General features: G+C 41.0%; 2 protein-coding genes. Both read left to right on the top strand.

Features of this window, described 5'->3' with window-relative positions; translation table 11 throughout:
- Positions 1–9: 9 nt before the first annotated feature.
- Positions 10–8,757, top strand: coding sequence for an SDR family NAD(P)-dependent oxidoreductase (locus LWH95_RS17910; protein ID WP_232920103.1), 8,748 nt, complete (start codon positions 10–12; stop codon positions 8,755–8,757).
- Entirely contained in the window at positions 8,750–16,654 is a 7,905-nt protein-coding gene (locus LWH95_RS17905) for an SDR family NAD(P)-dependent oxidoreductase (protein ID WP_232920102.1), read from the top strand. The genes LWH95_RS17910 and LWH95_RS17905 overlap by 8 nt, the downstream gene beginning before the upstream one ends.
- Positions 16,655–16,660: the final 6 nt, after the last annotated feature.

The following is a 16,660-nucleotide window of genomic DNA, read 5'->3' as shown; positions in this document are numbered from 1 at the left end:
ATATGTTTTATGAGCGTAACTCGTGATGTAAGAAAAAAAATACTTTCTGACATTAAAAGCGGCCTGATTTCCTTGGAAGAAGGAGTAAGACGGATTAAGCAACTTGATTCTGGTATGGCTCAGCGAAGGGAACAGACTGTTTATTATAAGACGGATTGGCAGCCAGCTGGTCTCGATTTAGATCCAAAAGACAGCCGAAGAGAGGGCAGTCTTTTATTATTTGATACAAATGAGGATTTGCTTAAGGAACTGACTGTACGGCATGATAAAAGTATTATTTTAGTCATGCCTGGGAAAGAATTTCGACGTGTTCGGAATGGTGTGTTTGAAATCAACCCTCGGTCTGAAAAAGATTATACAAGCTTGTTTGCGTTACTGAAAGAAGAGAAAGCAGACATAAGAGAAGCCGTCCATCTATGGTCTGACCAACCGTTTAGCAGTAATGAGAAAGCGATCGGAAGACAATGTGACAGCGGGGTTTACTCTTTATTTTTATTAAACCGGGCTCTCTTCAAGAGTAAACAGCGCAAAAAAGTAAACGTATTGTATGCGTATTTTTCCGAGCGTTTAGGAGAACAGCCCCTTTATGCATCGGCAAGCGGCTTTTTGCGGACTTGGCAGCAGGAGAACCCGCTAATTTCGCCAAAAATCATTGAATTAGAGCGGTCGGCTTTCGCAAACGACAGCTTAGGCGATATTTTGATCAATGAACTGAGAGACTTCAGCTCTCCTGAGATCGAAATCCGTTACCAAGGAATGGAGAGATTTGTTAAACGCCTGATAACATATAAACCTGCAAACAAACATGCAAGTAAGGAATATATACTGCGGGACAATGGTGTTTATATTATCACAGGAGGGGCGGGCGGATTAGGATTCACCTTTGCTGAATATTTGGCTCGACAAACCAAATGCCAGATTGTCTTAACGGGGAGATCACCTTTTTCAGACAAAATACAAAACAAGATAGCACAATTAGAAGCCTTAGGATCGCCTTCTATTTATTTACAGGCTGACATTTCAATAAAAGAAGAGGCAGAATATATAATCAATGAAACAAAAAGAGCATATGGAAAGATAAACGGAATCATTCAAAGCGCGGGTATCATCCGTGACTCATTTCTTCATAAAAAAACAATAGAAGAATTCAATCAGGTGATTAAGCCGAAAGTATTGGGCACACTTTGGCTGGATGAAGCCACAAAGCAGGAGCGTCTCGACTTTTTTATTTGTTTTTCCTCTACTTCAGCCGTTTTAGGAAATATTGGACAGGCTGATTATGCATTCGGAAATAGTTATATGGATCATTTGATGAACATGCGTGCCGCTCAGAATCCGGGCAAAATGTTCCTATCTCTGAATTGGCCACTTTGGAAAGAAGTCGGCATGCAAGTAGATGAGCGCACGTTGGAGACGATGAAAAAATCGGGCTTTTATCCCTTGGAGAAAGAGGAGGGAATCAGAGCGTTTTCAGCAGGTTTGTCATCCGGGCTTTCCCAATTCACGGTATTTTGCGGAGATGATCATATAGACAGACATGTACATAAATTGTACGAACGTGATAGCAGTCTGCTTCAAGAAGAAACAACCGTCAGTGAGACGGTAAAGCCTGATAAAAAGCTGAAAGCTGACACTTTGACATTTATAAAAGAAATTATTTCAGTAGAATTCAGAATGCCGGCAGACAAAATAGACGCAGAGGCAGCGCTGGATAAATACGGACTTGACTCAGTCATGATCATCAATATAACCAATGAGCTGGAGAAGCATTTTGGTACGCTTTCAAAAACCCTGTTATTTGAGTTTCAAACTGCAGCCGAATTATCAGCTTATTTCATTGAAAAGCACCATGATGCTCTGGTTCATATGCTGAAATTAGGAGTAAACGACAGCGGTAATGTTCAACAGGCGGCGGAAGCTGCTGATCCAGTAGTACCGAGCTTTCAACATAAATCAAAAGGGCTGGCTCATCAGTCAAACCTGAAAATAGCAGAAAAATATCAGGACACTGATATTGCCGTCATTGGAATCAGTGGCCGCTATCCGATGGCAAACGATCTTGACACTCTCTGGAGAAATTTAATGGAAGGGAAAGATTGTATAACTGAAATTCCTAAAGACCGCTGGGATTTTAGCCTGCATTATCAGCCGGAAGCTGATCATGACATAAAAAATCAAAGCAAATGGGGAGGATTTATTGATGACGTGTATCATTTCGATCCGTTGTTCTTCAATATTTCTCCGGCTGAAGCGGAGTTAACAGATCCTCAAGAAAGAATTTTTCTGGAAACAGTGTGGCATACCATAGAAGATGCGGGGTATGCGAAGAAAATGCTTGAAAGGAAAAATGTCGGCGTGTTTGCAGGTGTCATGTACGGGCAATATCAGCTGTACAGTGCTGGAAATCATGAGCAGGCCGTTTCTTCTTCATATGCATCCATCGCGAACAGAGTATCTTACTTTTTTAATTTCAGCGGACCTAGTATTGCTTTGGATACAATGTGTTCCTCGTCTTTGACTGCTGTTCATTTGGCATGTGAGAGTTTAATAACGAATGAATGTGAGCTTGCAATTGCCGGAGGAGTTAATCTTTCCATTCATCCTGATAAATATAAACTCCTCACTCAAGGCGGTTTTTTGTCCAGCGATGGTCGCTGCAGAAGCTTTGGATCTGGGGGAGACGGCTATGTTCCCGGGGAGGGAGCCGGTGCTGTTTTACTGAAGCCTGTAAAAAAAGCAATTGCTGACGGTGATCAAATTTATTCCATCATTAAGGCAACAGCTGTCAACCATGGGGCAAAGACGAATGGATATACTGTGCCTAACCCGACCGCTCAAAGTAAGGTGATTAGCAGAGCCCTGAAAAAAGGAAAGGTTGACCCGGAAAGTATCAGTTATATAGAAGCTCACGGCACAGGCACTGCATTAGGAGATCCGATTGAAATTGCCGGATTGCGCAAAGTATTTGCCGATCGAATGACAGTCAGAAAGACATGCGCAGTCGGGTCTATTAAATCTAATATCGGACATTTGGAGGCAGCTGCAGGCATAGCTGGAATTACAAAAGTAATATTACAAATGAAACATAAAACAATCGTTCCATCGCTGACTCATTCTTCTAAATTGAATGAGCATATTCAGTTTCAAGAAACGCCTTTCTATGTACCGGAAAGTCCTGAAAAATGGGTGCCTTCCGTTGCAGAGAGTGACGGAAAAAAAATATCAATTCCAAGGCGTGCAGGTATAAGTTCATTTGGAGCCGGAGGGGCAAATGCCCATATCATCTTGGAAGAGTACGTAAATAGTGAGAAGGCCGTATTTGAAACAACCGAGCTAGAGCCGCTTTTATTTGTTTTTTCCGCCAAAAATGCTGAAAGACTGGTTGACTATGCAAAGGGTGCAGCGGAGTACATACAGACAAAAGATTATACTTCAGATGCACTTAGGAATACAGCATATACTTTACAGACAGGCAGAGAAGAAATGGCATACCGATTGGCCGTCGTTGCATCTTCAAAAGAGGAATTGATTAAGAAGCTTTTAGATTATTCAAAGGGAAAAACATTATCAGAGCAGCTATTTACATCTGAACTTACATCCGTATCAAACACCATTGAATTTGAAAGTCATGAGACAAAAAAAGAAATTGAAAAAGCAATTGCAGAGAGGGATCTTTCCAGGATTGCTGAGTTTTGGATCAGCGGATACGCGATTAACTGGTCGTTCCTCTATGGAAATGACAAACCTAGACGGATTTCTGCACCGACATATCCATTTGCCAAAGAATTATGCAGAATAAGCGCCTCTAAACCTGGAAGCCGCCAAAAGGCAGATGCAATTGATGTTCTGCATCCGCATATTAACTGCAATGTTTCAGATTTTAATGAACAAAAGTTCAATATAAATGTCAAAGGTGATAATTTATACGTAAAAGCAAAACACAATGAAAGGATGTTTCCGTATCTTTTACAAATAGAAATCGCGAGGGCGGCAGGAGAAATAGCTTCAGGGCATCCGATTACTCGATTGACAAATCTTTCTTTTTCAAAACCGATCTTACAAAGCGGTCTAAAAGACCAAATTCAAATTGCGCTGGCACCGGAAGACGATACTGCTTCATTTTTTATAAAAGATCAGAATGAATCATCATTTTATTTCTCCGGCAATCTTGTATTAGAGGGACTTAAGGAAAAGGGACAATATATCAATATTAAACCGTTTATGTCAGAGTATACTGACTGGATATCAGGAGAAGCGTTTTATCATCGGCTTGCTGAAAACGGCTATGATTGCAGCAGTAAACTTAGAGGCATAGACCGTTGCGTGATACGGGACGGAAAGGCGCTTACAATCTTAAAGGCAAGCGACAAGGCAGAGGGTTATACGCTCGATCCCGCTGTCCTTGAAAGTGCTTATCAGACGATATTATGTCTCTTAGAGAAAAATACGGGGACAGTGCCTAAAACAGTAGAAGCGTGTACCATTTTTGATGAAGAGGCCAAAGCTGTATATGCATACGCAGTACCAAGTGAATATGGCAAATCGTCTTATCACGTATTTCTGTTAGACGGTAACGGACGGGTGCTTGTAGAGGTTAAGGGACTGACTGTAAATCCACAGCCGCATACTGAGGTGAATTATTGTTTGCAGAAGTGGGTGCAAAAGAACCTTTCCCCTGTGAAAGTTGGAAATAAAAATGCAGGTACGATCTTGTTGTTTGCAGATGATAAAGAAATTGCTGAGGCGTTAATAGACCAATCTGCCTACCGGATACTTCTTGTAACACCGTATCAACGACAGCTTATAAAGAATGCTCTGACATTCAGCATAGACCCTAAAATACCGTCAGATTATAATCATTTGTTTGAAAAATTAGAAAAAAACAAGATGCTCCCAGACATTGTTCTGCATACAGGGGGAGATTTTGATGCGGGTGAACATCCGGTTAGAGGACTGTATTCGGTCTTTCATTTATTAAAGGCGCTGAGTGACCGAAAAAATTTATCTCTTAAACATTTACTGATTACTCAGTCTTATAGAGAAGATATGAGTGATCCTTTTGGTGAGACTTTACCAGGTTATTTGAAAACGATAAACATGGTGCTGCCTTCTGTAGAGCATGCCGCATCAATCAGCTTTTCTGAACATATTTCAGCCGACAAGCAGGCTGAACACTGCCTTCAAGAAATTGTATCTGCAAAAGGCCTTATTACAGCTGAAGAAGTCAAGTATGTAAAGGATATAAGGTATGTCAAAACCCTGGAAGATAGAGAGCTAACGAATGCAGGCGGCATAATGCTTAAAAATAAAGGGGTTTATATGTTAACAGGCGGTTTAGGCGGTCTTGGAATGACATTTGCTAAATATTTGGCGTCTGAATATAAGGCGAGATTAGTGTTAACGGGAAGGTCAGCGTTAACAGCTGAAAAACAGCATGAAATTGAAAAATTAAAGGCACATGGTGCTGCCGTGCTGTATTTTCAAGCTGATGTAACAGATAAAGATGCGATGAAACAGGTATTAGATGAAACGAAACGGAACTGGGGACCCCTTCAAGGTGTTATTCACGCAGCTGGTCATGCTGATGATCGTCTATTTACGGAAATGAGTCTCGCTGATTTTTCGAAGGGGCTGGCTGCTAAAATTGAAGGAACGATATGCTTAGATCAAATAACGAAAGAAGAACCGCTCGACTTCTTTGTGGTGTTTTCTTCCATCTCTTCGATATTTGGTGACTTTGGACAGGTTAATTATTCGTTAGGTAATTATTTTCAAGATCGATATATCCACTTGCGAAATGAAAAGAGCCTAAAGCATGAAAGACAAGGTAGAAGCATTTCAATTAATTGGCCATTATGGCGAGAAGGCGGCATGCATTTAAGTAAAGAAGCTGAATCTGCATACCTTTTAACTTCGGGGTTCCGCTATTTAGAAACAGAAGACGGAATAACAGCATTTGAGGCAATCTTATCAAATGAAGATCTGCAAATTGCTGTACTTACTGGTAACAACGGCAGGTTTACAGCAGCTGAAGATAAGTCAGTTCAAGAATTAACAGCTGAGTTGGATCAAGAAAAAGGTGATTATACACAATTATTTAGACAGGCTCATGTATTAGATGAGTTGAAACGGATTGTGTCTGAATTACTGAAAATTAATATCGATCGCTTGGACATATCAGAGAATTTCGGCAATCTTGGCTTCGATTCCATCAGTTTGAAAACTCTCTCCGTCCAAATAAACAAAAGATATAAGCTGGAATTAACACCGGCGATTTTCTTTACTTATAGTAATATCGAATCGCTTTCTGACTTTATAATTGGTGAACTGCCTGTGGAAGCTAAAGAAAATGTGAAATCTGATATAGATATTCAAGAAAAAAGAGAATCACGGCACACTGAGAAGTTGAAAAAGTCTGCAATCCGCTTTCCGCCTGCAAAAAAGCAAACAGGTCAGTTAAAAAAGCCTCTGCAGAAAGAACCGATTGCAATTATCGGAATGAGCTGCGTTTTTCCCGGAGCAAAAAATTCGGGTGAATTCTGGTCAAACTTGATCAATGAAAAAGATATGATTCAGGAAATTCCGCTCGAGCGGTGGGATTGGAAAAACTATGAAGATAACGGAGCAAACAGCCGTATAAATTCTAAATGGGGCGGTTTTATCACGGATGTTGATAAATTTGATGAATCTTTTTTCAACGTGAATCCTCGAGAAGCTGAACTTATGGACCCACAGCACAGAATATATTTAGAAGAAACTTGGAAAGCGATAGAAGATGCGGGTTACAAGGCATCAGAACTGTCAGGCAAAAACATCGGAGTGTTCACCGGCATTCAGTTTAATGATTATCGCCAACTGTTAATGAAGCATTTAGACAAGGCACATGCATTAGTTGGAACTGGAAACAGCCAGGCGCTCATCAGTAATCGGGTATCTCATTATTTTAATTTCAGAGGTCCAAGTGAATCTATTGATACAGCCTGCTCAAGCAGTCTTGTTGCCATCCATAGAGCAGTGAGTTCGATTCAAGCTGGTGAAAGCGAGCTGGCAGTAGCAGGAGGCGTGTCATTGCTATTAGATCCCGTTACCCACTTATATACAGATAAACTTGGAATTTTGTCCGCAGATGGCAGATGCAAAACGTTTGATAAGCTTGCCAATGGTTATGTTCGAGGTGAAGGTGCAGCTGTGCTGCTGCTAAAGCCTCTGCAAAAAGCTATTGATGACAAGGACAATATTTACGGAGTATTGAAAGGAACCGGTGAAAATCACGGGGGAAGAGCTGCTTCGCTGACCGCCCCAAATCCGGAAGCTCAAGCAGCGCTGTTAACATCAGTTTACCAAAATGCCGGTATTCCTGCTGAAACAGTATCCTATATAGAAGCACATGGAACCGGCACGGAACTTGGAGATCCAATTGAAATCGAGGGCTTAAAAAAAGCTTTTGTCTCCCTTAAGTCGGACAGCACAAGAAATACGCACCAATATTGCGGAATCGGTTCTGTGAAAACCAATATCGGACATTTAGAGCCTGCTTCAGGGATGCCTGGTCTGATAAAAGTATTGCTCGCCATGAAGCATAAAATCCTGCCGGCTACCCTGCATGTTAAGGAGTTGAACCCTTACATTCAGTTAACTGGAACGCCATTTTATATTGTGAATAAAACAATAAAGTGGAATAGATTGATAGATTGGGAAGGAAACGAAATTCCCCATCGCGCGGGAGTCAGCTCATTTGGATTTGGAGGAACTAATGCCCATGTCATTGTAGAGGAATTTGAGTATAGCCAGGAAAATCAAGTAAATAGGGAACAAGAACATGTAATTGTACTCTCAGCTAGATCAAAAGAAAGATTAATTGCTTACGCCAAAGATTTTGCAAGCTTTTTAAAAGAGAAGCAGACAACTGGCCGGTACGGAGAGCCTAAGGTGAGAGAGCATAATCTAAGAGAAGAAATCAGAATAGAGGCAGCAAAAATCCTAAGTTTAGATGCAGATGAAATAGACATGGAGACACATTTAACAGACTTGGGATTTGATCCGATGACCTTAACTGCATTAAGCTCTTTCATCAGCACAATATCTGGGAAAAAGGTCCCGATTGGCATATTTACAGAGCAACCAACACTCAACGATTTGTTCCATTATATCTGTCATGAATCGAATATACCTGTTGACAATCAGGTTACATCTCAGCATGGAGAGCAAGCTGGGTACAGCCTTGAACAAATAGCTTACACGCTTCAAACCGGCCGTGAATCGTTCGAATCGCGTCTTGCTATTATTTGCTCAAGCTTAGAGGAGCTTTCTGAAAAGATAAACGGCTACCTTCAGGGGGAAGATCTACAAGAGGTTTTTGAAGGAAATGCTAGACAATTTCATAAAGTGTATTTCCCGCTTTTTGATGGACCCGAGGGTCACTCATATATTCAATCGCTAATTCAAAAAAGAAAATTGACAAAACTGGCTCAAATGTGGACGATCGGTTATGAAATCAGTTGGGGAGATCTGTATGAGGGAGAAAATAAACCTATGAGACTTTCCCTTCCAGTCTATCCTTTCAGAAAAAACAGACATTGGATTAAACAAGAATTTACGCCTCAGGCTGAAAGACCTTCAATAATGCCGGCGGTTCACAAATCAAATGAAGAAAGCTCGGATGTTAAAATTATATCGCTTCTTGAAAAAGCACAATCAGGTGAGGTTAATACGAAGGATACAACAGAGCTGATAGAGGAGTTGCTTTTACATGAATGAACAAACTATACAAATTGAACAAATAGTTAGGAAGGTGAAAGAACGAGAGCTGACTCCTGAAGAGGGATTGGGATTAATTAAAGGTTTGGGTAAAACGCATATTTATGAAAAGGAATGGGTAAAATATATATTTCAACGTACTGAGCAGCCTCGTCAGATGACAGAGCCAATTTTATTTTTGGCCAGTGACGAGAGTTTGTACAGCGTAATGAAGAGACAATTAGAAGGCGCCGCGGCGCCTTTTATTTATGTTTCTCCCGGAGACCGATTCGAAGCTGGTCGAAATGGCTGTTTTAAAATGAATTTTACACAAAAAGAAGATTATGAAGCTTTGTGCCGTGCGCTTGTCTCTCAGAATATAAAGCCCCGGCATATTGTTCATTTTCTCTCGGTCGGGGCATTTCGTGACACTGACAAGACAATGAGAGAGCAGCTTGATAAAAGCCTGTATTCTGTATTTTATTTGCTGCAAGCCATAATGGAGAATAAACTCTGTCCGAAAGCAGAGTTCTTATATTTATATGAAAATGTCCAAGAAGAGGCTCAGCCTATTTACAGAGCGGTTGAGAGTTTTCTCAAGACCGTTCAAGCCGAAAACCCAAATTTTGGGTGTAAGACAGCAGAATTGAAGTCGATGAGTAATGAGCCGTTTACAAAGGAGCTTATCGCTGATGTCATTTTTTATGAATGGAATAATCAATGTGTATCGAGCAGTTTTACATGTTACGACCCGAGACATTATTATATACAGCAAGTTAAAAAAGTGAATAAAGCTGGATCCCGGGAAAATAACTTTAACGTCAAAGAGAACGGTGTGTATTTGATTACGGGAGGTGCCGGCGGTCTTGGATTTCTATTCGCGGAATATTTGGCGAAACGGGCAAAAGTTAATCTTATATTGACTGGCCGTTCACCGAGCTCTATGGAAATAGAGCAAAAAGTTAACACGCTGAAAAAGATCGGGGCTGAAGCTGTTTATATCCCAGCAGATATATCGAAGGAAAAAGAGACCGACATATTAATTGATCAGATTCGGCGGACATTTGGAAGATTAAACGGCATTTTACACAGTGCCGGACTTGTAGATGATGCATTTGTTATTAAAAAGAGGAGAGACAGAATAGAAAAGGTCATCGCACCCAAAGTATTTGGAACCGTTTGGCTTGACAAAGCTGCGAAAGGGGAAACTCTTGATTTCTTCGTCATGTTTTCGTCCCTGTCCTCCATCCTGCCTAATGCGGGCCAAAGCGATTATGCATTTGCAAATGGCTGTATGGACAGTTATACCGATTACAGGATCATAAAGAATCGTCCGGGAAAAACACTCTCTATTAACTGGCCGTTATGGAGCGCAGGGAATATGTCAGTCGGTCCGAGAGAGCTGCAAGTTTTAAGGGAAACCGGTTTGGATCTTTTATCAGCGGAATCCGGTCTTGCCTCCTTTCAGAATTGCATGAGCAGCAATGCTTCTCAGCTGGCAGTTATTAACGGAAGTGAAGAAAAGATCTGCCAATTGCTTTCGGTTGATAATACAGAGACAGATGTAACATCCGAATCTGATCACGAACTTCCTCAAATTAGTGAAAATCAATTAAAAAAGCAAACGGTCTGTCTATTGAAAGAAATCATCGGAGCTGAGACTGGGAGACCAACTGACAGTATTTTGTCCGGGGATACGTTCGACCGCTATGGTATAGATTCCTTAACGATCTTAGGATTAACTTCCAGGCTAGAAAAACACTTTGGCAGTGTATCTAAGACTTTATTTTTTGAATACAGCAGCATCGATCAGTTAGCGGAGTATTTTTTAGAACATCATTATGACAAGTTAGTTAAAGCATTTTCGCCGCAGTCAGAACAGAAAAGAAAAATAACGGCCGAAAGAAAACAACTGCAGCAACGAGGACGCTGCAGATCCACAGCGGTTACCGAAGAAGATATTGCAATTATCGGCATAGCCGGACGTTATCCGATGGCTGAGAATGTAGAAAAGTTTTGGGATAATATTGCCTCGGGGAAAGATTGTATAACGGAAATCCCAAGCGAACGCTGGGATCATCGAAGATACTTTAATACAGGTGAAAAAGCTCGGCATAAAAGTAAATGGGGAGGTTTTATTAAAGACGCTGATAAGTTCGATCCGCTGTTTTTCTCAATTTCTCCTCGTGATGCCGAGTTAATAGATCCGCAAGAACGGTTGTTTTTAGAAACTGCATGGCACACATTTGAGAATGCCGGTTATACAAGGGAAAAATTAAAACGGTATAAGACAGGTGTATTTGTAGGAGTGACATACAGTCACTATCAGCTTTTTGCAGCAGGAGCATCTGATGATGACCGTAAGGCACTTTTGTCTTCTTATTCGTCAATCGCTAACCGGGTATCATATTTCTTCGACCTTCACGGTCCAAGTCTTGCTATTGATACAATGTGCTCATCTTCACTATCTGCTGTTCATTTCGCATGTGAAAGCATCAAAAGGGGAGAATCCAGCCTTGCAATTGCCGGAGGAGTAAATTTATCTTTACATCCCGATAAATATACATTGCTTTCTCAAAATCATTTTGTTTCGAGCGATGGACGCTGCAGAAGCTTCGGGGCTGGAGGTGACGGTTATGTACCAGGTGAAGGAGTAGGAGCTATTTTATTAAAATCGCTTTCGAAGGCAGTTGCTGAAGGAGACACTATTTACGGCGTTATTAAGAGTACTTCAGTTAATCACGGAGGAAAAACAAACGGCTACACTGTCCCGAATCCAAATGAACAAGCAAATGTTATCAGCGAAACGCTTGATAAAGCTGGAATTGGTGTAGACAGCATCAGTTATATAGAAGCGCACGGAACAGGTACATCGCTGGGAGACCCCATTGAAATTTCCGGACTGTCTAAGGCTTTCAGCAATCCCAAAAGCAGCTTTCGCTGTGCAATCGGTTCCGTAAAGTCAAATATCGGACATTTAGAGGCTGCTGCTGGGATAGCTTCAATCACTAAAGTGTTGATGCAAATGAAATACAAACAGCTGGCACCTTCCATTCATTCTGATGAGTTAAATCCTAATATTGATTTCGATGAAACACCGTTTTATGTCCAGACTGAACTAAAAGACTGGGAGGTTCCTGAAAGTCATGTTAGGAGGTCAGGCATCAGTTCATTTGGTGCTGGGGGATCTAATGCTCATATCATTATTGAAGAGTATATAGACGAAATAAATACCAATCCCGCAAAGAGCGAAGAAATACAAATCATTCTTCTGTCCGCTAAAAACAAAGAGCGGCTCCGTATCTTAATTGATTCACTCATAAATGAACTTGATTCGAATACATCGCTTACTGATGTGGCATATACATTACAAACGGGACGAGAAGCCATGGAAGAACGGCTGGCTGTAGAGGCACGGGACGTTGGTGAGCTTGTCGATAAGCTCACCAAGTATTTACAATCAGACCAGGAAGTACACGGATTATATAGAGGAAATGCCCGTATTAGTTCCAATAATCATAAGACCTTATTAGCATCATCACAATTCCAGAACTTATATGATATAGCGCTTCATTGGGTAAATGGCGGTGAAATTGATTGGGAAGACAAGTACAGAACAGAAACACCGAAAATAATTTCTCTCCCAGCATATCCGTTTGAAAGGAATAGATATTGGGTGCCAAGCTCAAAAATCACACAAACAAATAGATTGAGAAGAGTACAATCGGGATTGCATCCTTTACTAGATCAAAATGTCTCGACCTTGAAGATGCAAAAATTTATTACTGATTTTTCAGAAGCATCTTTTGCATGGCCTGCCTTATGTATCAATCAGCAAAAAAATCTGCCTTTCAGCGCACTAATTGAAATGGCAGCTGCCGGTGGAGCAATGTCTGCCGAACAGAATGTGTGGAGAATGAAAAATATATGTTTACATGCCTTATTTGAATTAACAGAACAACCCGTGCGAACTGAGCTTAAACTATTTGATCAACAAGATGCGGTATCTTTTGAATTGGCTGAATGTTCAGGTAATGACGCTGAACAGATCATTTTAAACGGAGAACTGGAATACAAGGAAGCGAATCGTGAAACAGGTGCTCGTTTTAAATGTGCAGCTGACTATAAAGCGAATTGTAAAGAGTCTATGACCGGGCCCGAATGCTATGATCTTCTGGAAACCAATTTGATAAATTATGATCCGGATTTGCGCGTTCTCACAGATTTATTTTTGCATAATGAGTTCTTGCTTGCCGATGTCGCTATACCGGAAAAAGACTTGTATACAGAATGTATTGTAAATCCTGCTGCAGTTGAAGGAGCCATTCAAGCAGCAGCTGTTTTAGCAGCAAGGCACACTGGTGATCAAGGGTTTTACTTACAGGAGATTGAAGAGATTTGTTTTTATCAATCTGTTCCAAATGAATGTTGCGTGTTTGTGGATCTGAACGAATCAAACGTTGAAGAGAGGCAGTTTACAGTTTATTTGCTTTCACACGAAGGAGAATGTATGGCGGTCTTCCGGAATATGTTTTTCTCTGGATGGGAGACAGTAGTGGATAAGCCTGATGATATACCGTTTGATTTACTATGTAAATCTTGGGAAGAAAGCCAAGTCTCATCGTCTTTTCTTTCAAAAGGCCAGGTCATTATTTTGGCTAACATTGAAAATGAACAGTTTGCTTCTGAGCTGTTTGCTTCAGATCCTCTCATGGGATGCACTGTCATTAGCGGGAAAGCTGATAGTCAATTACATCTGAGCGGCGAATGCTTTAGTTTTGACAATCCTCTGCGTGCAAAGGAGACGGCTTTGGCGATCCTTAAAGAGAACCCGGACATCACCGGTATTGTTGACTTGTCTGATTTATGGAGAGAGCCGGTAAAGGCTGCAGCCGACTCTGTTGGGAAACTGACGCTGTTGCAGGAAATATTAAAAGCTCAAAAGCATCTATTTGTGTTACACATTACAGAAGGACTGCAAACGTTTAAGAATAAACAGCCGACCTTAGCTGGGGCGGAAACAGCAGGATTAATTAAGATGTTAAGCGCCGAGTATAAAAAAATTAATGCGAAAACAATAGATGTAGATCAGCATTCAAAAAGTCTGGACGAACTACAACAATTGATCAAAAACGAAGCAGCAGCTGACGATCTTTACAGTGAAATTTGTTATCGTAACGGAGTTCGGTATACGCAGTATGTGAAGAAATTACATCCATCCGAGTTTAGCAGGGAAATCCGCCTGCCTGTATGCCAACCGGATCAAACACTTGTTATTACTGGCGGAACGAGGGGAATCGGTGCAGAGCTTGCCAGACACTATTCTGACAAGGGAGTAAAAAAATTTGTACTAATGGGGCTAACTGAATTGCCTCAGTCTGATGAAAGAGAGTACCTGTTAAAACAGACAGATGAAAAATCCACCCTATTTTCAAAATTGAAGCTGCTCAAAGAGTTAGAGCAAAAAGGGGTTCAGATAGAAATATATGGAGGTTCACTTACTGAGAAAGAAAAATTACAGCAGTTCTTTTCAAAAGTGAGAAAGAAGCTCGGGCCAATTGGAGGAGTCATCCATTGTGCGGGGGTAGCCAATCATGTGAATCCGGCTTTCATTCATAAGACCAGTCAAGAAATAAAGGAGGTATTTGAGCCTAAGATACAGGGACTCCAAGTGTTGCATGACATTTTTCTGGAGGACAACCTCAATTTCTTCATTTTATTTTCTTCGGTCGCAAGCGCATTTCCGTTGTTAGGAGCGGGAACGAGTGAATATGCTGCGGCAAACGCTTTTATGGATTATTTTGCGGCTTATCAGCATGCGTGTGGCCGAACTTATTATAAATCCATAAACTGGCCTAGTTGGAAGGAAATTGGAATGGGTGAGGTGAAAAGTCCTGCATATCAGGTGTTAGGGCTATTGTCACATCGGACTGAAACAGGCATAGTCATGCTTGACCAAATAATGAAAGTGACTGGATATCCATGCCTTATTCCGGTTAAGGCAAACCATGAGAAATTCTCATTACAGCAGCTGCCTCTCACAAAAATTCAAACCAGTGTTCATGAGTCATCGGCTGTAAACGAACAGTTCTCTGATGATACTGATAACGAAGCGATTATTAGTATTTTAAAAGATATTTTCTCAACAGAGCTTAAAATACCTTGCGAGAAATTAGATCAAGATACTTCTTTTTCGGAATACGGGGTAGATTCTATTTTGCTGGTTCAGCTTGTAAAAAAAGCAGAAGCTGCTTTCCAAATAAAAATTGAACCGTCAGCCTTCCTGGAATACCCCAACTTCAAACAGCTTGCGTACTATTTAAATCAATTATTTGAAGATGAAGATGTATCCATTCAGCATATTTCTGACGCTTTGGGAAATGAAAGAGAAGTAAAACTGGAGGACCGCTCATTAAAAAGCAATGGCTTACTAGGCTTTAAAACACGCATGAATAAGAAAACAATTCCGAAACAAAACGAGTTTCAAGAGAAGCAAAAAAAATCGAATCAAATCGCAATTATCGGGATAGGCTGTGATTTCCCGGATGCCGAAAATAAAGAGATGTTTTGGCAAAATCTCAAAAAAGGGAAAGATAGTGTCCGCGAAGTTCCAACATCACGATGGGATATTTCTCAATATTACTCAGATACTCACAAGAAAGGAAAAAGTATTAGTAAGTGGGGCGGATTTCTCGAGGATATTGAACATTTTGATCCAGTGTTTTTCAATATGAGTGAAAGTGAAGCATCTCAGCTTGATCCATTAATTAAAAAATGTTTGGAGGTCAGCGTACAGACACTGAGAGATGGCGGGTACCGAAAAGAAGAGGTGTCAAACAAAGAGGTTGGTGTCTTTATCGGTTCACGGGCAGGGACGTTCATGTCTAGAATAAGTTCACCTTCAAAAAATACGATAGTGGGCATTGGGCAAAATTTCATCGGAGCTCATATCTCGCATTTTCTAAATTTAAAAGGGCCGAATTTGGTTGTGGATACGGCTTGTTCTTCCTCATTAGTCAGTGTTCACCTTGCTTGTCAAAGCCTGATATCAAAAGAATCGGACATGGCCATAGCAGGAGGGGTTGATATTTTACTTGACCAAAAGCCTTACTTAATGTTAAGTGAAGCCAGAGCGCTTTCACCTGAGGGAAAATGCCGTACATTTGATGAAAAGGCGGATGGATTTGTACCGGGAGAAGGATGCGGCACCGTTCTGCTGAAGAGGCTTGATGAAGCTCTCACTGATGGGGACCGAATTTATGCGGTAATTGATGGCTCTGCAGTAAATAACGATGGACAGACGATGGGAATGACAACACCGAATCCGAAAGCGCAAAGTGAAGTAATCAAAAAAGCGTTGAAAAACGGAGGGATCGACGCTTCTTCACTCAGTTATGTCGAGACACATGGCACTGGTACGATGATAGGCGATCCGATTGAATTAAAAGCACTGACTGAAGTGTTCCGGGAAGTAACGGAAGAGAAGCAATTTTGCGGTGTAGGTAGCGTAAAAACGAATTTTGGACATTTAATGAGTGCGGCTGGAATAGCAAGCGTTATTAAAGTGGCATTATCCATTTGGAGTCAGAAGCTGCCTCCAACATTGCATTGCCAAACGCCGAATCCTAGATTTAAATTTGATCAATCTCCTTTTTTCCCGAACACTGCTTTAAAAGATTGGAATCCTAGAAAAGGAGTGTTGAGGGCTGGAATCAGTTCTTTTGGATTTGGCGGAACAAATGCTCACATGTTATTGAGCAACATGCATTTTACAATGGGATATACAGAGCCGAAAAGACAGTCGCTCCCGCCGGCTGTCTTCAATAAAAAACGGTGTTGGATTGATAAAAAGAGGCATTCTCATAAAGAGGAAGAAGCAGACATGCTTTTACCTTTACTAGAGTTTAAAGAACTATGATGAAAT

Origin of the sequence: Bacillus sp. G16 (assembly GCF_021282335.1) — a bacterium.
GTDB classification, from domain to species: Bacteria; Bacillota; Bacilli; order Bacillales; family Bacillaceae; genus Bacillus; species Bacillus inaquosorum.
Note: the sequence above shows the minus strand (reverse complement) of the source record. Positions and strands in the feature narration are given on the sequence as shown.